The organism is Insolitispirillum peregrinum (assembly GCF_900156605.1).
In the GTDB taxonomy this organism is placed as follows: domain Bacteria; phylum Pseudomonadota; class Alphaproteobacteria; order Rhodospirillales; family Rhodospirillaceae; genus Insolitispirillum; species Insolitispirillum peregrinum.
Genome location: NZ_FTOA01000002.1, coordinates 224,835 through 245,528, shown reverse-complemented (window position 1 = coordinate 245,528; position 20,694 = coordinate 224,835). Strand labels below are relative to the sequence as shown.

Here is a 20,694-nt window from a genome sequence, read left to right as displayed (position 1 = left end):
GTTCAGCGCAGGGTAAAAGTCAGCGGCGGCAATCCGGCGATTTCGGCATGCACCGTTTCACCGCGCTGCACCGCCCCCACGCCTTCCGGCGTGCCGGTAAAGATCACATCCCCGGCTGCCAGCGTCACCAGCCGCGACAGGGCGGCAATGATGTCAGCCACCGGCCAGATCATGTCAGCCGTCGAGCCATCCTGCCGCACCTCACCATTGACGCTGAGGGTAATGCGCGCCTGCTGTGGCACGGCATCGACGCCTGCCAGCGGCAACAACGGCCCCATCGGCCCCGAAGCATCAAAGCCCTTGGCCATATCCCACGGCCGCGCGGCCTTTTTGGCTTCGGCCTGCAGGTCGCGGCGGGTCAGGTCCACCCCGACCGCACAACCATAGACGTGATTCAGCGCGTCCTCGGGGGCGATATCGGCCCCACCGGATTTCAGGGCCACCACCAGCTCGACTTCATGATGCAGGTCCGCCGTTGCTGGCGGATAGGGCAAATCCCCAACCACCGGCGTCAAAACCGCATCGGCGGGCTTGGTGAAGAAAAATGGCGGTTCCCGGTCACTGTGGCCCATTTCGCGTGCATGGGCGGCGTAGTTGCGCCCCACACAGAACACCCGGCGCAGCGGGAACTGTGCCGAGGTCCCGACCACCGGCACGGCAGCAACGGGCGGCGGGGAAATCACGAAAGAGGACTCGGACATGATGGAGGCTTCCTGCAAAGTCATCGACAAGGCGGAAAGCATAAGGGATTTCCGCTGGCCGGACAGTGTCCGATGAATCACCTCCCCCAAAAGGGTAGGATGACACAGGCCAACAGGAAACCGGAAAACGAAAGAGCGCCCGGTCAGGGGGGACAACCGGGCGCTCTGCTCCGTTAGGACGGAGGGGAAGGATGGCAGGGGAACCACCTTCCGAGGACCAGCGCACCGGGGAAGCGCGCTGTTCTTGAGTCTTAGGTAGGCCTGCAAATCCGACGATACCAGTCAGATTGACGCATAGCTGACATGCAATTAACGCATATCAACAGCACCGCTTGTTTCTACCGTTCATTGAACAGCTTTTGCTTCGGAACATACTTGAAGCGGGCATCATCAAGGCTGAGGCCGGTCTTGACGTCGCGCAACATGACCGTCGTGGTGATACCCTGCGCATCGCGCATCCGCCACTGGCGCAGCTCGAACGGCTTTTGGTTGAATACCAGCGTCAGCGTTCCGGCTCCCGCATCGCCGCTCATGATCAGGTCCACTTCAGCACCGACACTATCCTGCCGAACCGCCGTCACCGTAATGTCGGGGTCACTGAAGCTGACCTTTTCCCGCAGCAGAATCCCGGCAGGCGTCGAGTCCAGACCAATATAGCTGGTCTGATCGAGTTCCTTGTCGATGTAGATCAGATGGGTACCGTTGGCGATCACCTGAATTTTGCTCGGCGGATCATAATCCAGCCGCATCCGTCCGGGGCGCTTGATCGCCACCACACCATCGGCAGACGCACCATTGTCGGAAACCTGCTGGAAACGGGCTTCGAGCGTGCTGACCGCCGACAACTGGGCTTCGGCTTTTTGCAACAGGCTGCGCTCTTGCTCACCCAAGGCAGCGGCCACCGTCGCCTGCGCCGGAGCCACACCAGCCCCCACCGCAGCCAGAACAATCCCCGCCCCCAGAACCAGCATGGTGCCATGGCGTTTCAGCGGTGCCAGCACCGCAGACAAGGCGGGGCGCCGATGGGGCACGGACGTGTAAACAGACATGAATCCTCGCAGGTTTTCTGGCAACAGGCCGTCAGGGATAGCCGGTGATGATGGTAAAAACAAGGCAGCAACGCCCCTTATTCCGCCGAAGCCGGCTTATCGGTTGCCGCCTCTGCCGGTGGCGTCTCCGGGGTCGGCAGCAGAACTTCGCGCTGACCGATGTAACTGGCCTTGGAAATCATCCCCTTTTGCTCCATGCGGGCGATCATCTCGGCGGCCTGATTATAGGGGATCTGCAACTTGCGCTGCACAAAGCTGGTTGAGGCCTTGCGTTCACGGGCCACCAGCAGCACCGCCTGCCGGAACAGCTCTTCATCACCCTTGTATTCGGGCTTGCTGCGATCATGTCCCTTGGCAGTGGCATCAATCACCGCCTTGGCGCGGCTGTCATCAAGCACGGCAGAGACATAATTCGGCTCGCCTTCCGCCTGCAGATGGGCAACCACCGTTTCAATTTCCCCCTGACTGACATAGGGGGCATGGACCCGCATCATCCGCCCGCCCTGTGCCAGATACAGCATGTCGCCCGGCCCCAGCAGATTTTCCGCACCGGCTTCGTTCAGGATGGTCCGGCTGTCGATCTTGGTTTCGACCTGAAAGGCAATGCGGGCCGGGAAATTGTTCGCCACACTGGGCGTAATCACCTCGGTCGAGGTTTCACTGGTGGACATGATCAGGTGCACCCCGCTGATGCGCGCCACCTGCATCAGGTGGGTGATCAGGTTTTCCATCGCCTTGCTGGCGATTTTCATCAGCGGTGCCATTTCATCGACCACCACCACCACCAGCGGCAGCGGCGTCATGTCCAGCGCCTGTTCTTCGTATTTCGGCTGGTTGGTTTCCGCATCAAAGCCAACCTGGACCGTGCGGGTCAGGGTCTGGCCCTTTTCCAGTGCATCGCGCAGACGGGCGTTATAGCTGGCAATGGTCCGCACCCCCAGACTGCTCATCACCCGGTTGCGGTTTTCGACCTCCTTCAACATCCACTTCAGCGCCACGATCGCCTGCCCGGTATCGCGGATCACCGGGGTCAACAGGTGTGGAATGTCGGTATAGATGTTGAAGCTGCTGCCCTTGGGATCAATCAGGATCAGGCGGCACTGGTCCGGGGTCTGCCGGTACAGCAACGAACAGATCATGGTGTTCATCGCCATGGTCTTGCCCATCCCCACCCCGCCCGCCAGCAGCAGGTGCGGCATGCGGGCCAGATCGGCAAACACCGGAGCGCCGTTGATGTCCCGTCCCAGCGCCAGCGTCAGCCCGTGATCATGGGCGCGGAAGTCATCTTCGGCCAGCAGCTCGCGGAAATTGATCCGTTCCCGCCGCCCGTTGGGAATTTCAATGCCGATGGTGGCATTGCCCGGCATCACCGCCACGCGGATCACCGACACCTCCATCAGACGGGCCACATCATCGGCCAGCCCCACCACGCGGGCGGCCTTGGTCCCCTGCGTCGGGCACAGTTCGTAATGGGTCACCACCGGGCCGGGGCGGACTTCGACGATCTGTCCGTTGACCCCGAATTCGGCCAGCACGCTTTCCAGCCTTCGGGCATTGCGTTCCAGCGTCTGTTCCTTGACCGGCGGAATGCTGCTTTCCAGCGGCAGGCGCAGCAATTCCAGCGACGGCAAGCGGAACCCGTCGTCCTCATCGGGCCGCAAGGCGATGGCCTGCTCTTCGGCCCGTTTGCGGGCCCGGCGACTGGGGGTGATGATCGCCCGGGCGATGATCGTCGGTTCGTCTTCCGGCTCTTCGACAAGGGCCGCCGCCGCAGCGGCCGCGGCGGCCTTCTGTTCGCGCCAGGCCGCTTCGGCGGGAGAAATCTCTTCCCCGGTGGCCGACACCAGAATCGGCTCGAGCACATCGGCCCGTTCCTCGGTCCGCCCGGCGGGGTAGCCCGGGATCAGCGGACGCTGGCCAATCACCTTTTCCAGCGAGGCATGGGCCACTTCGTTGGCGGCATCACGGATGCGCTGGGCACCGCTGCCCGCAGCCCGTCCCAGATCAGCCAGATTGTGCACCCCCTTGCGCGCCTCACGCCAGCGCAGCTCCATCGCCCCGGCGAGGAAGGGCAAGGCCAGCACGCCGCTCAGCCAGGCCACCAGCCAGGTCACATCCCGCCCCGCCCCGGCCTGTGCCGCTGCCGTCCGCAGGGAGGCCAACGCCAGCGTTCCCACAAATCCCCCGGCCCCGGCAGGCAGCGGCAAGACCTCGGCACCCACCCCGACCATCACCACCGGTGCAAAGGCGGTGGCCAGCAAAACCAGGCTGATCAGCAAGGACAGCAGCCGCAGCGGCAGCCAGGTAATCGGCAGCGCCGCCGCCTGTCGCAACCCCCAGGCCACCAGCAACAGGATCGGCGCAAAGCCCGCCAACCCAAAGGCCTGAATCAGCACATCCGCCGCATAGGCCCCCGGAACGCCCAGCGCATTGAGCACCGCCTGATGGGTGGCGGTGTTCAGCGACGGATCGGTCGGGGCATAGGTCAGCAGGGCGGTGGCCACCATCCCGGCAAAGATCACCACCGCCAGCCCCCACAGACGCCAGAACGTCCGCTGCAAACTTTCACGGACCTCACGCGGGAACAGCGGCGGACGCTTGGGCGCAGCCTTGGCCCGGGGGCGGTTGAAACCAGCCGGAGGGCGCTTGCGGTTTTTCCCCTGCGGACGGCGCCCCGGAGGCGGAGCACGCCGAGCACCGTCTGCCCCGACCGGGTTGCCCTGCCGCGAACCGGGCCGGAGATCGGGGCGCGGATCGGGGCGCGCTCGCGGTCCTGATGGGGCTCGCGAGGGCACGGATACGGGGGAAGGGTCCTCGACCCGCGCCGGATCGACCAGCGGCAAGGCAGGAGGACTCGCAAAGGAAGCAGGCGGGGAGAGGGGCGGAGGCAAGGACTGCCCGCCCTGCGCCTCAGCCGGGAACGGCGGCGGGGGAGCCGCAGCCGGGGGGGGCTCTGGCAGAGACACACTCTGCGGCACCGGCGAAGGCTCGGCATACAGGGGATCAATGAAGCCCGCCGGAGCGGAGGCTGGCGGACTGGGGGCTGGCGGCGGCTCTTCCGTTTCGACCGGCTCGGGCAACACATTCGGCGGCCCGGACCATAGCGGCCCACGGACCGTTTCCAGCGCCACCGGGGGAATGAAGGGCGTTACCGGCTCGGGGAGAACAGGCTCCGGGGGGGCCAGTTCGGGGGGAGCCTCCCACCGGGCCTCGGGCACAGGGGGGGCCTCGGGCTCGGCAGGCGGGGCGATACCCTGCGATGCCCAGACATCCGCAGGCGGCGACGGTTCAACGGCCCACCCCTGCAGGTCAGCGGGCAGAGCGCTGGCGGCCCCGCCGTCGCCCGGCCTGCCCTGGGGCGATGCCTGCGACGGTGTGCCGCCAAAGCTCGGCTCCCGGCGCTCGTCCTCGCGGCGCGGGCCCGCCCGCCGTTGCTGGCCATTGGCCAGAAAGCGCGACAGTCCCGTTTTTTTCCCGCCAAACAGCGCCATACCCTGCTCTTTTTTGAGAGTTTGTCTGGTGACAATGCTCCAGGCTGTGCCTTACAGCACCGAAACCATGCGCTGCAAAGCCTGCTGTGTTGTTTCCCGGTTCTGCACCAGCGCCACCCGAATGTAGGGAGCCCCCACATTGGACACCGCCCCGCTCACCGGATCAACCCGATCGCGCGCCAGATAGCGTCCGGGCAGCACTTTTACCCCGGCTTCGGCCCACAGGCGGCGGGTGGCGGCTTCGCCATCACCAACATTCAGCCACAGGAAAAAGCCACCGGCGGGCGGATGATAGCCGAAACGATCGCCAAAAATGGCCGACGCATCGCTGATCTTTTCCTGATACAGACGACGGTTGGCCACCGCATGCGCCTCGTCGCTCCACAGGGCGGCCGAGACCATTTGCAGCGGCAGCGGCATCCCGGCGGCGGCATAGGCGCGCAGGCGCTGGAAACGCTGGATAATCGCCGGGTCGCCAGCGACGAACCCCGACCGCATCCCCGGCACACTGGACCGTTTCGACAACGAATTGAATACCAGAACGTTGTCCAGCGAGCCGCCCAGCGCATGACAGGCTTCCAGCACCCCCGCCGGAGGTACTTCAGCGTAGATTTCGGAATAGCACTCGTCGGCCACCAGCACGAAATCATACTGCCGGGCCAGCCGCACCAGCGCCGTCCAGCGTTCCAGCGAGACCACCGCGCCTTGCGGGTTGGCCGGAGAGCAGACGATCACCATTGCCGCCCGCTCGAGGGTCTCCGGCGGCAGGGCCTCGATGTCGGGCAGAAAGCCGGTGTCCGGGCCAGCATCGACCAGCAGCGGCTCGGCCCCCTGCATCAGCACGCCGCCCAGATAGACCTGATAGAACGGGTTGGGCATCAGCACCAGCGGCGTCGCCCCGGCCTTGCGCTCGGGCACCACCGTCTGGGCGATCATGTACAGCGCCTCACGCGTGCCCGACGCAGGCAGGATGGCCTCGGGCGGCAGCATGCCCTGCGGCAGGCCATAGCGACGTTCCGCCCATCCGGCAATCGCGCCCTTCAGCTCGGGGGCTCCGGCAATCGGCGGATACTTGCCCCACCCGGCGCCACTGGTCGCCAGTACCTCGCCCACCAACGCCGGAACCGGGTGCTGGGGCTCGCCAATCGACATCATCAACGGAGCCGCTCCCGGCTCCAGCCCTTCCAGCAGGGCGGCCAGGCGTTGGAACGGATAATCGGTCAACAGGTCAAGGCGCGGATTGTGCATGGTCCCCCGCAGGTGAACGGTCTGGGTAGAAGACGGCCCGGTACAGTCTCAACGGACAAGCACCGGAAAAACCGACGCAGACTAACTGTCTGCAAAGCTGTCGTCTACTCTCCGCACGCACTCCGGCCAGCCGGAGGGGGCCAAAAGGATCATACCCCCATCGCAGAGTTCACCCGCGCCGGGCCTTGGCCCGCCGGTTGGCCAGAAAGATCCCGCCCAGAATCAGCGCCATCCCCAGCCCGTGATGCAGGGCAAAGGTTTCCCCCAGAAACACGATCGCCAGCAGGCTGCCGAACAGCGGGTTCAGGTGAATGAACAGACCGGCGGTGTTGGCCCCCAGCAGCTCGACCCCACGGTTAAAGCACAGATAGCTGAAAATCGACGGGAACACCGACACATAGCCCACCGCCATCCAGGTGTAGGGGTGCCCCCAGTCCATCGCCCGCCCGCTTCCCCAGGTTTCCCAGGCGGCAAAGGGGGCCAGCATCACCGTTCCGATCACAAACGTCAGGGCGACAAAGCCCAACGGATGAATCGCCGGGCGTTTTTGCAGAAACACCGAATAGACGGCATAGGCCGCCACCGCCGCCAGCACCCACAGGTCTCCGCGATTGAGATCAAGGGCCATCAGCCGTTCCGGGTGGCCCGCGGTGATGATCAGCAGCACCCCGGTCAGCGACACCAGCGTTCCGATGCCCTGGAAGGCGGAAATGCGCTGGCGGAAAATCACGAACGACAGCACCACGATCAGCACCGGGATCGCCGATTGCATCAGCAGGGAATTGATTGCCTGCGTGTATTGCAGGCCAATGTAGAGAAAGGTGTTGAAGGCCCCGATGCCACAGGCCGCCAGCACCGCCAGCCACGGCCAGCCGGATGCCGCCACCGCCCAGTCGCGTTTCAGGTGCGGCCAGGCAAAGGGCAGGATGATCAGCGACGCCCCGATCCAGCGGAAAAAGGCCATCCCCACCGGCGGCACCACCCCATGAACGGCCCGCCCGATGATCGCATTGCCCGCCCAGAACGAAACGGCCAGCACCAGCAACAGATAGGGGTTTCCCCACAGCCGTTGAAACAGGGATCGCGGAGCGGGGGATGTCATCACTGAACTCGCTTCATCAGGGCTATCAACGGCAAAGACAATACGGCCCGCTCCCCAAGGCGACAAGCAACCTTCAGGGACTCCCCAAATCTGGCGACTCTCCGGCCAGCAGCCAGTCGCGGCGCTGGTGGATCAGTTCACCGACCCAGTCCGCCACCGCCCGCACCCGTGGCAAACGGATCACCTGCTGATGGGCCACCAGCCACAGCTCGCGCTGCACCGGTACCGGTCGCGGGTCGCGCACCAGTCCCGCCACTCCGTCGCCCAGATAGCACGGCAGGGCCAGCCACCCCAACCCGCTGACCGCCGCCGCCACCAGACTGCCGAGGCTGTTCGAGCGCAACAGGATGTCTTCCGGCTGGTCTGCCGCCCATTGTGCTTCGGGCAGGCTGGCCCAGGCGGTGCTGTAGGTCAGCCAGCCGGGACAGGCAGATGCCGGGCGTCCCTGCGCCCGGTAGGCGGCATAGCCGATATCGGCCAGCTTGCGGGTGACCATTGCCGTTTCGGCCCCCTGCCCGCCCTCTGGCTCGGGGCGGGGACGGGCCAGCCGCAGGGCCAGATCGGCCTCGCGCCGTTGCAGGCTGAGGCGCTCGTGGCTGCCCAGCAGCTCGACCCGCACCCCCGGCACACGGGCGTAAAGCTGCGACAGGTGCGGGGCCAGCAGCACATCCACCACCCCTTCGGTGGCGGTCAGGCTGACCGGACCAGCCAGCAGGGCCTGTTCGTCCTGAATGGCGTGCTGACAGGCCAGCGCCTCGGCCTCCATGCGGGCGGCACGCTCCAGCGCAATCTGCCCCGCCGCCGTCGGCTGCAACCGTCCGCCCAGCCGCAGGAACAGCGGCGTTCCCAGCGCCTGCTCGGCGGTATCCAGATGGCGGGCGGCGGTGGTCTGGTTGACGCCCAGCACGCGGGCTGCCGCCGACAGGGTGCCGCCCCGCCCGATCGCCAGCACGGTGCGCAGATGCTGCCAGTCCATCGTTTTCTCCTGCCGCAGCGGGTCTGCATTTTTGCAGAACATGACTGCACACTTGCTGATTTTCGCAGAAGCGGTTGTGAGGCACAACAGGGGAAAGCAACTCCCCCGTCAAGCCCCCCCAGCGCGGAGACCTTCCATGACCAATTCTTTTGTTCCCCTGACCCTGTTGCAGATGGTCAAGGCCTCGCTGACCCCGCCACGGTGGGATCGCGCCACCCTGCTGATCATCGATGCCCAACGGGTCTATCTGGATGGTGTCATTCCGTTGACCGGCATGGACGAGGCGGTGGCCGAAGCGGCTGACGTGCTGGCGCAGGCACGCGCCGCCGGAGCGCCGGTGATCCACATCGTGCATCGCAGTGGGGGCGACAGTCCGTTCGCCCCCACCAACCCGCAGACCCGCATCATTGATGCCCTCGCCCCGCAGGGAGAGGAAGTGGTGGTGGAAAAGACCTTTGCCAACGGCTTTACCGAAACCACCCTCGCCGCCGAGCTGGCTCCGTGGCGGGCACGCGGACGGGACGAGCTGGTGGTGGTCGGCTTCATGACCCACAACTGCGTCAGTTCCACCGTGCGCGGGGCGCGTGATCTGGGCTATCGCTGCACGGTGGTCGCCTCGGCCTGTGCCACCCGCCCGCTGCCCGACCCGACCCGTCCGGGGGCGATCATCAGCGCCGAAGAGTTGCACCGGGCCAGTCTGGCCGGGTTGTTTGACACCCACGGCCCGGTGGTGGCCACCGCCGCCGATCTGCTGGCCGACCAGTGTTGAGGCACCCTCCTTACAGGTAAATCCCGCTCAGGAAGCGTTGCCCGGCAGCGATGGTTGCCGGTGAGATGCCGTGCCCAAGACCGGGGAAGGTTTGCACCTCGGCCCGCATGCCCTGCAAGGTCAGGGCATCGCAGGCCAACAGGCTTTCACGGGTCGGCATCACCGGATCGGCGTCGCCGTGCAGCAGCAACACCGGCGTTCCGCTGGCCGGGGTCAGTGGCAGCGGCGAAGCCAGGCGCCCGGAAAAGGCCAGCACCGCCCCCACCGCCCAGCGCCCCGAGGCCACCGCATCAAGGGCCATGATCGCCCCTTGCGAAAAACCGGCAAACACCACCCGGTCGAGGGCCGTTTCCAGCCCGTGGGCGGCGATGATCTGCCCGACCACCGCATCAAACGCCGCCCGCGCCGCCATCACCCGCTGCGGGCGGTTGCTGGTGGTGACGCCATCAATGCTGAACCACTGCCAGCGGCCAGCCCCACCAAAAGACGGCCCGCCAAAGGAGTCCGGGGCATCGGGCGAAGCGGTCCGGCTGCCCGGCAAGACGCTGGCCAGCGCCTCGCCAACCGGAGCCATGTCGGCACCATTGCTGCCGACGCCATGCAGGGTAAGGATCAGGGGAGCGCTCATTGCGGGAAACCTCGTGCGGGAAAGAATGAGGCTCTACCTTAGACCTCCCACCGCCCGCCGGAAGCCACCGGAGCGCGACAGCACTGTTTCCACAAGATCAACAATGCTCCGATCACCCCGCCGTGGTACCATCAGGCCCGTTTTTTCCCACACAGGCCGCTCCCGATGCTGTCCCTCGCCACCCTGATCGACTTTGACCTCTACCGCCTGTATCTGCTGGCCGTGCTGATCCTGATTCTGATCCCCGGACCGGACATGCTGTTGATTCTCAGCCGGGGCCTGTTTGAAGGCTGGAAAGCCGGCTGGATCGCCACTGCCGGAATCGGCGTCGGAGCGCTGGTGCATTCGGTGCTGGCTGCACTGGGCGTCTCGGCGCTGATTGCCGCCTCGCCGCACCTGTTCGGCGTGCTGCAGATTGTCGGGGCCTTTTACCTGCTGTGGGTCGGCAGCAAGTCATTGCAGGGCGCGTGGAAACTGTGGAAAGCGCAGGCCGGGGGTGCCGTGCCGCAGGTCGCCCGGCTGTCGCCGCGCAAAACTTTCCTGCACGGCATGATGACCAATCTGCTGAACGTCAAGATCATCCTGTTTTTTCTGGCTTTTGTGCCGCAATTCGTCAATCCGGCGCTGGGCCATGTCGGCGTGCAGAGCCTGATTCTCGGCCTGACCCTCGCCCTGTTCGGCTGCGGCTTTTTGCTGGTGATGGCGGTGATGGCCTCGGGCGTCGGTAAGGCCCTGATGGGCAGCACCCGCATCCGCGCCGCGCTGGATGGCATCGCCGGGGTGATCTTCATCGGCTTTGCCATCCGCCTGTTCCTGACCGAGCGCAAGTTCGCCTGACGTTATCCACAGGGCTGCAACCGCTTTTCCCCCAGCCGGATGGCCTGCGAGGCCACAAAGTTCAGCGCCAGATAAATCACCCCGGCGAGGATGAAAATCTCGAACACCGCAAAGCTCTGGGCGATGATTTTCCGGGCGACGCCAGTCAGTTCCATCATGGTGATGGTGCTGGCGAGCGAGCTGGCCTTGACCATCAGGATGATTTCGTTGCCATAGGTGGGCAGCATCTGGCGGAAGGCAATCGGCAGCACAATCCGCCGGAAGGCCAGCGTGCGCGACATGCCGCAGGCCCGCGCCGCTTCGACCTGCCCCGCGGGCACCGATTGCAGCGCGCCGCGCAGGATTTCACAGGTATAGGCTCCGGTGTTCAGGCTGAGGGCCAGAATCGCGCACCACAGCGGCTCGCGCAAAAAAGGCCACAGCACACTGGTGCGCACCGCGTCAAACTGCCCCAGCCCGTAATACAGCAGGAAAATCTGCACCAGCAGCGGCGTACCGCGAAAGGCAAACACATAAGTCTTGATCGTCCACACCAGCGGGCGATAGTCCGACAGCCGCAGTAACGCCGTCACAAAGGCAATCACGCCGCCACAGGCCAGAGCCGCAAACACCAGCGTCAGGGTCAGCGGCAGGGCGGCCAGCAGGCGCGGCAGGCTGTCCCACATCAGGGTCCAGTTCATGATCAGCGTCTCCCCGTTCCACGGTTGGCGTACCGCTCGGCCTGCTCGAACAGGATGGTCGAAGCCGAGGTCAGCAGCAGATACAGCAGGGCAGCGGTGGTGTAGAACACGAACGGTTGCCGCGACGCTCCCGCCGCCAGATGGGCGATACGCATGATTTCGGCCAGCGCGGTAACGGAAATCAGCGCGGTATCCTTCAGGGTCAACTGCCAGACATTGCCCAGCCCCGGCAGGGCGTGGCGCAGGGTCAGCGGCACCAGAATCCGCCGCAGGATCAACATCTTCGGCATACCGCAGGCGCGGGCGGCTTCGAGCTGGCCTTTCGGCACGGCACGCACCGCCGCCCGGATCACTTCGGTGGAATAGGCACCGGAAATCAGCCCGACTGCCACCACGCCGATGGTAAAGGCGTTCAGTTCCAGATAGCCGTCATAGCCAAACACCCGCGCCAGAGCCATCACCATCCCCGATCCGCCAAAGAACAGCAGATAGATCACCAGCAGCTCGGGAATCCCGCGCACGACGGTGGTGTAGGTTTCGGCCAGCCCGCGCAGCAGCAGGCGGTCGCCCAGTTTGGCAGCGGCGGCAAACGAGCCGATCAGCACCCCGAAGCCAAAGGCCGACACCGCCACCAGCAGGGTCATCAGTGTGCCGGACAGCAGTTGTGCCCCCCAGCCATTTGGTCCAAAAGAAAGCAGGTCCAGCATCACGGCCCCCAGAAAAAGACAACAGTCAGGAAGCAAGGACGTGGAGCGCTGCTCCACACCTCGCCGGGGCCTTGAGGCCCCGGACCCCATTCCTTTGGGTCCATCTGCTCGGGATTTGCTCTATTTCACCGACACGTCATAGCCAAAGTGCTGCAAGCTGAGCTTGCTGACTGTGCCGTCGGCGGTGGCCGCCGCCAGGGCGTCGTTGAATTTGGCTTTCAGGTCGGCATCGGCCTTGCGCAGACCGATTCCGAAGCCGTCGCCGAGCACACCCCGCACGAAATCCGGCCCGAACTGGACCATTTTGCCGCCCTGCGAGGCTCCCAGCGCCTCGATCACCGAGCGGTCGCCGAGGATGGCATCCACCCGCCCGGCCAGCAGGTCGATACTGGCGCTGTCGAGCTTGTCATAGGTGCGCACCGACACATCCGGCAGGTATTTGTCAACAAAGTTGGCCTGAATGGTCGAAGTCTGCACGCCGATGCTCTTGCCCTTCAGCGCCTTGACCAGCTCGGCCAGTGCCGCCTCGCCCGTCGCATCGGGAGCCGACAGGTTGACCCGCTTGCTGGCAAAGACCACCTGCCCCAGCGGCGAGTCCGCCAGCACACTGAACGCCGACGGTTCGGTGCCATAGGGACCGGCAAAATCCATCACCGCCTTGCGCTCGTCGGTGATCGACATCGCCGCCATGATCGCATCGTACTTGCCCTGTTGCAGGGCGGGGATCATGCCGTCCCAATCCTGCGCCACGATCTCGCAGTCGGCCTGCATCCGTTTGCACAGGCTTTGGGCCAGGTCGATTTCAAAGCCGATCAGCTTGCCCGACGGGTCCATGCCGTTCCACGGCGCATAGGCGCCTTCGGAGGCAATGCGGATTTTGCTCCAGTCCTTCGCCTCGGCGGGCTGCGACAGGGCAAGGCAGGGGAGCAAGGCGCCGAAAGCCAGCGCCAGCAGGGTATTGTTCATGGTTAAAGCCTCTGGGAAAAATGCCGCCGTTATGGCGTTGTCATGACGAGAAACTTATGATGACAGATGGCGCGACAGGAACTGGCGTACCCGCTCGGAGTCCGGGTTGGTCAGCACCTTGTCGGGGTGGCCCTGTTCTTCGATCCGGCCCTGATGGAGAAACACCACCTCGGAGGACACTTCGCGGGCAAAGGCCATTTCGTGCGTCACCAGCACCATGGTGTTGCCTTCTTCGGCCAACTGGCGGATCACCCGCAACACTTCGCCGACCAGTTCCGGGTCCAGCGCCGAGGTGGGTTCATCAAACAGCATCACTTTCGGCTGCATCGCCAGCGCCCGCGCGATGGCCGCCCGTTGTTGCTGGCCGCCGGACAGTTGCACCGGGTAACTGTCGGCCTTCGACAGAATGCCCACCTTGTCCAGCAACATCCGGGCGTGGTCGATGGCCTCGGCCTTGGGGACCCCCAGCACATGCACCGGTGCCTCGATGATGTTTTGCAGGATGGTCATGTGACTCCACAGGTTAAAGCTCTGGAACACCATCCCCAGCCGGGTGCGCAGCCGCTCCACCTGCTTGTGGTCGGCAGGCTCGGTGCGCCCGAGGCGGCCGGTTTTCAGGCCGATGGTCTCGCCACTGATGCGGATGGCGCCACTGTTGGGGATTTCCAGCAGGTTGATGCAGCGGAGCAAGGTGCTTTTCCCCGACCCCGACGAACCGATCAGGGTGATCACGTCACCTTCGCGGGCGGAGAGTGACACCCCTTTGATCACCTCCAGCGGGCCATAGGACTTGTGAATGTCCTCCAGCTCGACCGCCAGCGGGGCCGCCGGATTGGGCGGAGGATGGCGATGCACCGGCGATGCATCGGCCAGGGCGGAAATACAGTGATCGTCCATGCCGTCCCCTCGGTATCTGTCCGAAAAAGCAACCTGTGTTGCCAGCCGGTTCAGTATTCCGAAGGTCAGTGGCGGTCGATAGACGAGAATGTGATAGAAATGTCCGTCTTTCTGCCCAGAGTGGCAGGCGCCGTTGCGCAAATTGGCAAAAATTAGGCAGATTGCTGCACTGCCCAATAATCAGTCACCGCACTGCACCTACAGGCGCGCGCGCGTGCTGCGCGGGGTATTCAGCAAAAGGTTGGTTTCGCTGCTGGTGATGCCGGAAATCAGGCGAATCCGCCGCAAAATGGCATCCAGTTCAGGCAGACTGGTGGCAGACAGCTCGACAATCAGATCCCAGCGGCCATTGGTGGTGTGGATCTCCAGCACCTCGGGAAAGCCGCTCAGCGCCTTCACCACCCGGTCACTGGCATGGCCCTCGACCTCGATCAGCATGATGCCACGCACCGGAGCCTCCACCGTGTCGGCGCGCAGGATCACCGTGTAGCCAATGATGATCCCGGCCTTTTCCAGCCGTTCGATGCGGGCGCGGACGGTGGCCCGTGACACATCCAGATCAATGGCAATATCCGAGATGCTGCGGCGGCCATCATGGCGCAACAGGGTAATCAGCTTTTCGTCCAGAGCGTCCATCGAAATGGTCATTGCGGCCCCCTGTTGCCATTTTGAGAAGTCAGTCTGTGCAATTTATGAAGCAATGCTGACAGTTTTGTCAATTTGCCCTCTCCATTCTGCCGCCTGCTTGTGATGAACTTTCCTTATCACCAGCAAGGACACACCCGCCATGTCTGCCACGTCCTCTTCGCACAAACATTGCCGCCTGATTGGTGCGCCGATTCAGGATGGAACCGGTCGCCGGGGCTGTGAAATGGGGCCCAGCGCCTTTCGGGCCGCAGGCATCGCCGAAGCATTGCTTGGCCTTGGCCACCGCGTCACCGATCTGGGCAACGTCGCGCCGCTGACCGTCGAAACGGCGGTGCATCCCAATCCGGCGCTGAAGCATCTGCCACAGGTCGCCGGCTGGACCGCCGCACTGGCACAGGCCGCCTATGATGCCTCTGCCGATCCCGACGGCCTGCCGGTGTTCATGGGCGGCGACCACAGCATGGCCGCCGGAACCCTGACCGGGCTAGCCCGTCGCGCCGCCGAATCCGACCGCAAGCTGTTTGTCTTGTGGCTGGATGCCCATTCCGACTTTCATACCCTCGACACCACCGAAAGCGGCAACCTGCACGGCGTCCCGATGGCCTATGCCATCGGCAAGCCCGGTTTTGACGGCTATTTCCCCACCCCGCTGGCGACCGTCAACCCGCGCAACATCTGCATGATGGGCATCCGCAGCGTTGATCCTGCCGAGCGGGTGATGCCGGAGGACTCCGGGATCACCGTTCACGACATGCGCAAGATTGACGAATACGGCATCGCCCCGCTGCTGCGCGCCTTCCTGCAACGGGTCCACAAGGCCAACGGCCTGCTGCATGTCAGTCTGGATGTCGATTTCCTCGAACCCGGCATCGCGCCGGGGGTCGGGACCACCGTTCCCGGCGGTGCCACCTTCCGCGAGGCGCACCTGATCATGGAGATGCTGTACGAGACCGGTCTGGTTTCCAGCGTCGATCTGGCCGAACTGAATCCCTTCCTCGATGAACGCGGCCGCACCGCCACCCTGCTGGTCGATCTGCTGGCCAGCCTGATGGGCCGCCGCGTGCTCGATTACCCCACACGGAGCTTCGCATGATGATACCGAACCTGAACCTGGTGCCTTTCGTAAGCGTCGATCACATGATGAAGCTGGTTCTGCACATCGGCGTCGAACGCTTCCTGTCCGAACTGGCGGGCTATGTCGAAGACGATTTCCGCCGCTGGCCGGCCTTTGACAAGACCCCGCGCGTTGCCTCGCACAGCGCCGAAGGGGTGATCGAGCTGATGCCGACCAGTGATGGCGAAGTCTATGGCTTCAAGTACGTCAACGGCCACCCCAAAAACACCCGCGAAGGCCGCCAGACCGTTACCGCCTTTGGCGTGCTGTCCGATGTTGCCAACGGCTATCCGGTGCTGATGTCGGAAATGACCATCCTGACCGCCCTGCGCACGGCGGCAACGTCAGCGGTGGCGGCCAGGTATCTGGCCCCGCAGGGCGCCGACTGCATGGCGATCATCGGCAACGGCGCGCAGTCGGAATTCCAGGCGATGGCCTTCAAGGCCCTGCTCGGCATCCGCAAGCTGCGCCTGTTCGACATCGACCCGCAGGCAACGCAGAAGTGCATGAAGAACCTGCACGGGCTGGGCTTCGAGATCACCGCCTGCACCTCGACCGAACAGGCGGTCGAAGGCGCCCACATCATCACCACCGTCACCGCCGACAAGCAGTGCGCCACCATCCTGACCGACAACATGGTCGGCGCCGGGGTCCATATCAACGCCGTTGGCGGCGACTGTCCGGGCAAGACCGAGCTGCACCATGACATTCTGCTGCGCTCGGACATCTTTGTCGAATACCCGCCGCAGACCCGCATCGAAGGCGAAATCCAGCAGTTGCCCGCCGATCATCCGGTGATCGAACTGTGGGAAGTGATGACCGGACAGGTCAGCGGTCGCCGTGATCCGCGCCAGATCACCCTGTTCGACTCGGTCGGCTTTGCCATCGAAGACTTCTCGGCCCTGCGCTATGTGCGCGATCAGTTGCGCTCGGTCGGGCTGTACCAGAACCTCGACATGCTGGCCGACCCCGACGAGCCGCGCGACTTGTTCGGCATGATTCTGCGCGCACAGGCCGCCCAGACCCCGCCGGTGGCGGTCGGGGGCTGAACGTCCTCACAATTGGTCCTGTCTGGCCTGTTACCCCTTCAAACAGGCCAGATAGGGCGCCTTCAGGCCTTGCACCTGCGGCAGGGTCAGGGTGTAGGGCGGCGAGGCGCCGACCTTCTTCAGTGCGGTCAGCAGGCATTTTTCCGGGCTGCGCGGGCCAGCATCGGAATCATTCAGCACCTCGACATCGTCGATGCGCACCACATCCGGGGTGGGCGTGGCATCGTCGGACAGCGGCACCGCCAACCGGCCTTCAACTTCACCCAGACAGCAGGCAGCGCAGAACGGCAGGTCCTGGGCCTGCTGATCGCTCAGCCCCATCATCGCCCCGAGGTCGGTCGGCGTGATGGCCTGCGACACCCGCACGCCGCGCCCATCGACGGCCGCCGTCGAGATGCCGCCGTTGCAGCGGTCGCCGCCCACCGGGTAGACCTTGGCGCTCAGTTGCCCCTTGGCGTCGATTTTATAGCTGACCAGACTGCTGAAGGTGCCGGTGCCGCCGCCATTGGCCAGCGAGATAGCGAGCTTTTCCCCCGATGGCAGCGTCGCCACCGGCTGATAACTGAACCAGGTCGAAAAGCCTTCGGCCAGCCCGACCACCGACATCGAGCCGGGGCTGCCTTCGTTTTCTTCCACCGGAATATGGGCATAGGCGGCATTGCAGGTCTTCAGCGGCACCTGACGCTGTACCGGCGGCGGCTCGCCCATGCTGCCGCCCAGCGCATAGTCAAGGCACAACGGATGAACGAAATCGGCATCCTTGACATGCGGCGACTGCACTGGCGCAGGCACCGGCGGGGCCTTCAGGGCCGACAGGCGGGCATCGTACTGTTTGGACAGACAACCAGCCCACGCCCACAGCTCGGGGTCGGATGGCGCATCGCCGGTGGGACGAATGGCGCACGCCGTCAGGCGGCTTTTCAGCCATTCCCGCTGCTCGGTCAGCATCGCCTTGCTGCCATCGGGCGTTGCCGCCTTGCGGGCGGCGGAAAAGACCTCCGCCAGACGGGCGTCCTGATCGGCCAGCACCGCATCGTTACAAATCAGCAGCTCGACCGGCGCCTTGGCCTGATCACAGGCAAAGCTCGGCCCCTCGGCCCGCGCCGGGGAAGCCCCGACCATCGTTCCCCCGGTGATGATCGCTACACCGACCATCGCCCCCCATACACCAGCCCGCATCATCGTTTCCCCTTCCGGTCCCCGGTGGCAAAAGTCAGTCCTTGTCGCTGACCCCCGCCTGCGCAAAAGTCGCCATGCCAGCATGACAGGCGGCGGCGGCGCGGACAATCGGAACTGCGGTCACCGCCCCCGACGCCTCGCCCAGTCGCAGCCCCAAATCCAGCAGCGGCAGCTTGCCAAGCTGGGCAAACAGCAGGGCGTGGCCCGGCTCGCAGGATTTGTGCGACACCACGCAATGATCCAGCGCTCCGGGGCGGAACGCCTCCAGCGCCGCCGCCGCCGCCGTGCAGATGAAGCCATCGAGCACCACCACCATGCCCGCCAGCCGCGCCCCGATCACCGCCCCGGCAATCGCTGCCAGTTCACGCCCGCCCAGACGGCGCAGCATGTCCAGCGCATCGCGGGCCTCGGGCTTGTGCAGCGCCACCGCCTCGGCCACCACTTCGGCTTTTTTGCTCAGGGCCACCCCATGGACCCCGGTCCCCGGTCCGGTCCAGCCGGTGGCGGTGCCGCCAAACAGCGCGTGACAGATCGCCGCCGCACTGGTGCTGTTGCCGATCCCCATTTCCCCCAGACACAGCAGGTCAGCGCCCTGACGGGCCGCGTCGATCGCTGCCGCCACGCCGGTGGACAGCGCCGCCACCACCTCGGCTTCGCTCATCGCGGCCTGTTGCGTAAAGTCAGCGGTCGGCGTTTCCAGATCAAGCGACACCACCGCCAGCGTCACCCCGTTGGCCCGGCACAACTGGTTGATCGCCGCCCCGTCATGCTGGTAGTTGGCCACCATCTGCACGGTGACGGCAGCGGGATAGGCCGACACGCCGCGCGCCGCCACCCCGTGGTTCCCGGCAAAGACGATGCAATGCGGGGCGGCCACCGTTCCCGGATGCTTGTGCTGCCAGCTTGCCAGCCATGCCGCCAGGTCTTCCAGCCGCCCCAGCGAGCCGCGCGGCTTGGTCAACTGCGGTTCACGGGTTTCGGCTTGCCCACGGGCATCCAGATCCGGCCCCGGCAGGGTTGCCAACAGGCTGCGAACATCATCCAGCGACGAGAGAACAGGAACCGAAACGGTCGAGGCAGCAGTCACAGAGGCACCTATGGGCAAAGGACAGGGAATATTGTACCCCTGTTGTACACCTGCCATCCCCGGCAGCAACAGCCCGTTGGCGCGATGAACGGTATTTCATGATCGAGTCCTCACATACGTCACCCTCTGCTGGCTGGGCCGCCCGCCGACTGGCCGAGCTGCATCTGGCGGCTGTCTTTCTGACCCGCCTGCCCTTGCCGCACCTGCGCCCGCCGTTACCGGCCTTGTCGGCGGCGCTGTGGGCCTTTCCGCTGGTTGGGGCCGGGATCGGGCTGGCTGGCGGCGCAGTCTTGATGCTCGCCAGCGCAGTGGGCCTGCCGGGGCCTCTGGCCGCCGGGCTTGCCCTGCTGGCGACCGTCCTGCTGACCGGCGCGCTGCACGAAGACGGGCTGGCCGATATTGCCGACGGCTTTGGCGGTGGCGCCACCCGGGCGCGCAAGCTGGAAATCCTGCGCGACAGCCGGGTCGGCAGCTATGGGGTGGTGGCCCTGCTGCTGGTGGTCGGGCTGCGCTGGCAGGCGCTCGCCAGTCTGGCCGCAAATCCCCTGTCGGCAGCGCTGGTGCTGACCGCCGCCCATGCCCTCGCCCGTGCCAGTGTGCCGTGGGCGATGGTGCTGGGCCGCCCGGCCCGCAGCGACGGACTGGGGGCCGCCGCCGGGGAGGCCTCGCTGGTCATCGCCTTGATCACCCTGGCGGTCGGGATGGTGGTGGCCGTTGGGCTGGTGCCTGCTTTGGCGCTGCCGATGGCCGGTCTGATGCTGACGATCACTGCGGGCATCGGGTGGGTCGCCACTCGCCAGATTGGTGGCTATACCGGCGACGTGCTGGGCGCTATTGTCCTGCTGAGCGAAACTGCCGCCCTGATGGCAGCAACACGATAGGTTGGTCAGGAGACACCCCCGATGAGCGCCGTGATGGAACGCCGTACCGGTCAGACCCGCACCGGAGACCCGCAGACTCCAACGCGCTTTTGGTGGTTGCGCCATGGTCCGGTTCCCCGCGCCGCCGGGGGGGCGATCAGTGGCCGCGAAGACCTGGCCTGCGACCTGTCGAACACCGCCGCCCTTGACTGGCTGCGCCAGCGGGTTCCGGCAACAGCGGTGTTCATCGCCAGCCCGCTGATCCGGGCGGTCAGCACCGGCGAGGCGGTGATGGGCCGCAAGCCCGATGCCCTGTTCCCGTCACTGATGGAGCAGGATTTCGGCCGCTGGACCGGCAAGACCTGGCAAGAGGTCTCCGCCGAAGCCGACGCGCTGGGTTTTTGGGATGAGCCAGCCGATGCCGTGCCACCGAACGGCGAGAGCTTTTCGCAGCAATGCAGCCGGGTGGCGGCCTTTATCGAGCTGGCGCGTGAGCGCTGGGCCGGGCAGGACGTGCTGGTCGCCTGCCATGGCGGCACCATCCGGGCAGCGCTGGCCCATGCCCTCAGCGGGGCCTCGCGCCAGCCGGGGGTGACCACGCAGGTGATGTCCTTTGTGATCGACAACCTTTCCCTCACCCGCATTGATGCGTTACAAGAAGGGACAGCAATTTGCTCGGTTAATGAAAGGTATCAGCCCTGAGCCC

General features: G+C 65.2%; 20 protein-coding genes. 6 read left to right on the top strand and 14 right to left on the bottom strand.

Annotated elements, in window-relative coordinates; all coding sequences use genetic code 11:
- Positions 1–2: 2 nt before the first annotated feature.
- The 6 genes from BW995_RS05140 to BW995_RS05115 form a co-directional block, all read right to left on the bottom strand.
- Complete coding sequence (locus BW995_RS05140) at positions 3–701, bottom strand: fumarylacetoacetate hydrolase family protein (protein ID WP_076399608.1); 699 nt, start codon at positions 699–701, stop codon at positions 3–5.
- 338 nt (positions 702–1,039) lie between these two features.
- Positions 1,040–1,750 (bottom strand): LolA family protein, encoded by a 711-nt coding sequence (locus tag BW995_RS05135; protein WP_139332769.1) that lies wholly within the window; start codon positions 1,748–1,750, stop codon positions 1,040–1,042.
- A gap of 77 nt (positions 1,751–1,827) precedes the next feature.
- Positions 1,828–5,241, bottom strand: coding sequence for a DNA translocase FtsK (locus tag BW995_RS05130; RefSeq protein ID WP_084194597.1), 3,414 nt, complete (start codon positions 5,239–5,241; stop codon positions 1,828–1,830).
- Between the two features lie 51 nt (positions 5,242–5,292).
- A complete protein-coding gene (locus BW995_RS05125; RefSeq protein ID WP_076399123.1) occupies positions 5,293–6,489 on the bottom strand; it encodes an aminotransferase class I/II-fold pyridoxal phosphate-dependent enzyme in 1,197 nt (398 codons plus the stop codon).
- A 169-nt stretch (positions 6,490–6,658) separates the two neighbouring features.
- Positions 6,659–7,591 carry a DMT family transporter gene (locus BW995_RS05120; protein WP_076399122.1) on the bottom strand — a complete coding sequence of 311 codons (933 nt, stop codon included), beginning with the start codon at positions 7,589–7,591 and terminating at the stop codon, positions 6,659–6,661.
- Between the two features lie 73 nt (positions 7,592–7,664).
- Positions 7,665–8,567: a LysR family transcriptional regulator gene (locus tag BW995_RS05115; RefSeq protein ID WP_076399121.1), complete on the bottom strand. Its 903-nt coding sequence runs from the start codon at positions 8,565–8,567 to the stop codon at positions 7,665–7,667.
- A gap of 136 nt (positions 8,568–8,703) precedes the next feature.
- On the opposite strand from BW995_RS05115, the gene BW995_RS05110 reads away from it, so the two are divergent.
- A complete protein-coding gene (locus BW995_RS05110) occupies positions 8,704–9,336 on the top strand; it encodes a cysteine hydrolase family protein (protein ID WP_076399120.1) in 633 nt (210 codons plus the stop codon).
- A 10-nt stretch (positions 9,337–9,346) separates the two neighbouring features.
- Here BW995_RS05110 and BW995_RS05105 read toward each other — a convergent pair whose 3' ends face one another.
- Positions 9,347–9,964, bottom strand: a complete 618-nt coding sequence (locus tag BW995_RS05105) for an alpha/beta hydrolase (RefSeq protein WP_076399119.1) — start codon at positions 9,962–9,964, stop codon at positions 9,347–9,349.
- Between the two features lie 165 nt (positions 9,965–10,129).
- Between BW995_RS05105 and BW995_RS05100 the strand changes: the two genes are divergently transcribed.
- A complete protein-coding gene (locus BW995_RS05100; RefSeq protein ID WP_076399118.1) occupies positions 10,130–10,801 on the top strand; it encodes a LysE family translocator in 672 nt (223 codons plus the stop codon).
- A 2-nt stretch (positions 10,802–10,803) separates the two neighbouring features.
- On the opposite strand, the gene BW995_RS05095 is transcribed toward BW995_RS05100, so the two are convergent.
- The 5 genes from BW995_RS05095 to BW995_RS05075 all read right to left on the bottom strand — a co-directional run bounded on the left by BW995_RS05095 (position 10,804) and on the right by BW995_RS05075 (position 14,699).
- The gene (locus BW995_RS05095; protein ID WP_076399117.1) at positions 10,804–11,481 is read right to left on the bottom strand and encodes an ABC transporter permease; all 678 of its coding nucleotides are present in this window, start codon (positions 11,479–11,481) and stop codon (positions 10,804–10,806) included.
- A 2-nt stretch (positions 11,482–11,483) separates the two neighbouring features.
- A complete protein-coding gene (locus BW995_RS05090; protein WP_076399116.1) occupies positions 11,484–12,188 on the bottom strand; it encodes an ABC transporter permease in 705 nt (234 codons plus the stop codon).
- 120 nt (positions 12,189–12,308) lie between these two features.
- On the bottom strand, positions 12,309–13,154 hold the full coding sequence (locus tag BW995_RS05085; protein WP_076399115.1) for a transporter substrate-binding domain-containing protein: 846 nt from the start codon (positions 13,152–13,154) through the stop codon (positions 12,309–12,311).
- 54 nt (positions 13,155–13,208) lie between these two features.
- The gene (locus BW995_RS05080) at positions 13,209–14,051 is read right to left on the bottom strand and encodes an ABC transporter ATP-binding protein (RefSeq protein WP_084194595.1); all 843 of its coding nucleotides are present in this window, start codon (positions 14,049–14,051) and stop codon (positions 13,209–13,211) included.
- Between the two features lie 198 nt (positions 14,052–14,249).
- The gene (locus BW995_RS05075; RefSeq protein ID WP_217696048.1) at positions 14,250–14,699 is read right to left on the bottom strand and encodes an Lrp/AsnC family transcriptional regulator; all 450 of its coding nucleotides are present in this window, start codon (positions 14,697–14,699) and stop codon (positions 14,250–14,252) included.
- Positions 14,700–14,838: 139 nt separating this feature from the next.
- Between BW995_RS05075 and rocF the strand changes: the two genes are divergently transcribed.
- Both rocF and BW995_RS05065 read left to right on the top strand, forming a co-directional pair.
- The gene (gene rocF, locus BW995_RS05070; RefSeq protein ID WP_076399114.1) at positions 14,839–15,792 is read left to right on the top strand and encodes an arginase; all 954 of its coding nucleotides are present in this window, start codon (positions 14,839–14,841) and stop codon (positions 15,790–15,792) included.
- Positions 15,792–16,862: an ornithine cyclodeaminase gene (locus tag BW995_RS05065; protein WP_139332815.1), complete on the top strand. Its 1,071-nt coding sequence runs from the start codon at positions 15,792–15,794 to the stop codon at positions 16,860–16,862. Before rocF ends, BW995_RS05065 begins: the two co-directional genes overlap by 1 nt.
- 30 nt (positions 16,863–16,892) lie before the next feature.
- Here BW995_RS05065 and BW995_RS05060 read toward each other — a convergent pair whose 3' ends face one another.
- Entirely contained in the window at positions 16,893–18,044 is a 1,152-nt protein-coding gene (locus tag BW995_RS05060) for a lysozyme inhibitor LprI family protein (RefSeq protein ID WP_175616990.1), read from the bottom strand.
- Between the two features lie 31 nt (positions 18,045–18,075).
- Positions 18,076–19,128: a nicotinate-nucleotide--dimethylbenzimidazole phosphoribosyltransferase gene (gene cobT, locus BW995_RS05055; RefSeq protein ID WP_076399111.1), complete on the bottom strand. Its 1,053-nt coding sequence runs from the start codon at positions 19,126–19,128 to the stop codon at positions 18,076–18,078.
- 98 nt (positions 19,129–19,226) lie between these two features.
- Here cobT and cobS point away from each other — a divergent pair, with 98 nt between their 5' ends.
- Positions 19,227–20,009 (top strand): adenosylcobinamide-GDP ribazoletransferase, encoded by a 783-nt coding sequence (cobS, locus tag BW995_RS05050; protein ID WP_076399110.1) that lies wholly within the window; start codon positions 19,227–19,229, stop codon positions 20,007–20,009.
- Positions 20,010–20,030: 21 nt separating this feature from the next.
- Positions 20,031–20,690, top strand: coding sequence for a histidine phosphatase family protein (locus BW995_RS05045; protein ID WP_084194593.1), 660 nt, complete (start codon positions 20,031–20,033; stop codon positions 20,688–20,690).
- The last annotated feature ends 4 nt before the right edge of the window (positions 20,691–20,694 follow it).

Coding starts and splice junctions, on each gene's coding strand:
- BW995_RS05090 (WP_076399116.1), bottom strand. CDS start 12,188: ATGCTGGACCTGCTTTCTTTTGGACCAAATGGCTGGGGGGCACAACTG.
- BW995_RS05130 (WP_084194597.1), bottom strand. CDS start 5,241: ATGGCGCTGTTTGGCGGGAAAAAAACGGGACTGTCGCGCTTTCTGGCC.
- BW995_RS05105 (WP_076399119.1), bottom strand. CDS start 9,964: ATGAGCGCTCCCCTGATCCTTACCCTGCATGGCGTCGGCAGCAATGGT.
- BW995_RS05095 (WP_076399117.1), bottom strand. CDS start 11,481: ATGAACTGGACCCTGATGTGGGACAGCCTGCCGCGCCTGCTGGCCGCC.
- rocF (WP_076399114.1), top strand. CDS start 14,839: ATGTCTGCCACGTCCTCTTCGCACAAACATTGCCGCCTGATTGGTGCG.
- BW995_RS05115 (WP_076399121.1), bottom strand. CDS start 8,567: ATGGACTGGCAGCATCTGCGCACCGTGCTGGCGATCGGGCGGGGCGGC.
- cobS (WP_076399110.1), top strand. CDS start 19,227: ATGATCGAGTCCTCACATACGTCACCCTCTGCTGGCTGGGCCGCCCGC.
- BW995_RS05100 (WP_076399118.1), top strand. CDS start 10,130: ATGCTGTCCCTCGCCACCCTGATCGACTTTGACCTCTACCGCCTGTAT.
- BW995_RS05125 (WP_076399123.1), bottom strand. CDS start 6,489: ATGCACAATCCGCGCCTTGACCTGTTGACCGATTATCCGTTCCAACGC.
- BW995_RS05085 (WP_076399115.1), bottom strand. CDS start 13,154: ATGAACAATACCCTGCTGGCGCTGGCTTTCGGCGCCTTGCTCCCCTGC.
- BW995_RS05075 (WP_217696048.1), bottom strand. CDS start 14,699: ATGACCATTTCGATGGACGCTCTGGACGAAAAGCTGATTACCCTGTTG.
- BW995_RS05060 (WP_175616990.1), bottom strand. CDS start 18,044: ATGATGCGGGCTGGTGTATGGGGGGCGATGGTCGGTGTAGCGATCATC.
- BW995_RS05065 (WP_139332815.1), top strand. CDS start 15,792: ATGATACCGAACCTGAACCTGGTGCCTTTCGTAAGCGTCGATCACATG.
- BW995_RS05135 (WP_139332769.1), bottom strand. CDS start 1,750: ATGTCTGTTTACACGTCCGTGCCCCATCGGCGCCCCGCCTTGTCTGCG.
- BW995_RS05140 (WP_076399608.1), bottom strand. CDS start 701: ATGTCCGAGTCCTCTTTCGTGATTTCCCCGCCGCCCGTTGCTGCCGTG.
- BW995_RS05120 (WP_076399122.1), bottom strand. CDS start 7,591: ATGACATCCCCCGCTCCGCGATCCCTGTTTCAACGGCTGTGGGGAAAC.
- BW995_RS05080 (WP_084194595.1), bottom strand. CDS start 14,051: ATGGACGATCACTGTATTTCCGCCCTGGCCGATGCATCGCCGGTGCAT.
- BW995_RS05110 (WP_076399120.1), top strand. CDS start 8,704: ATGACCAATTCTTTTGTTCCCCTGACCCTGTTGCAGATGGTCAAGGCC.
- BW995_RS05045 (WP_084194593.1), top strand. CDS start 20,031: ATGAGCGCCGTGATGGAACGCCGTACCGGTCAGACCCGCACCGGAGAC.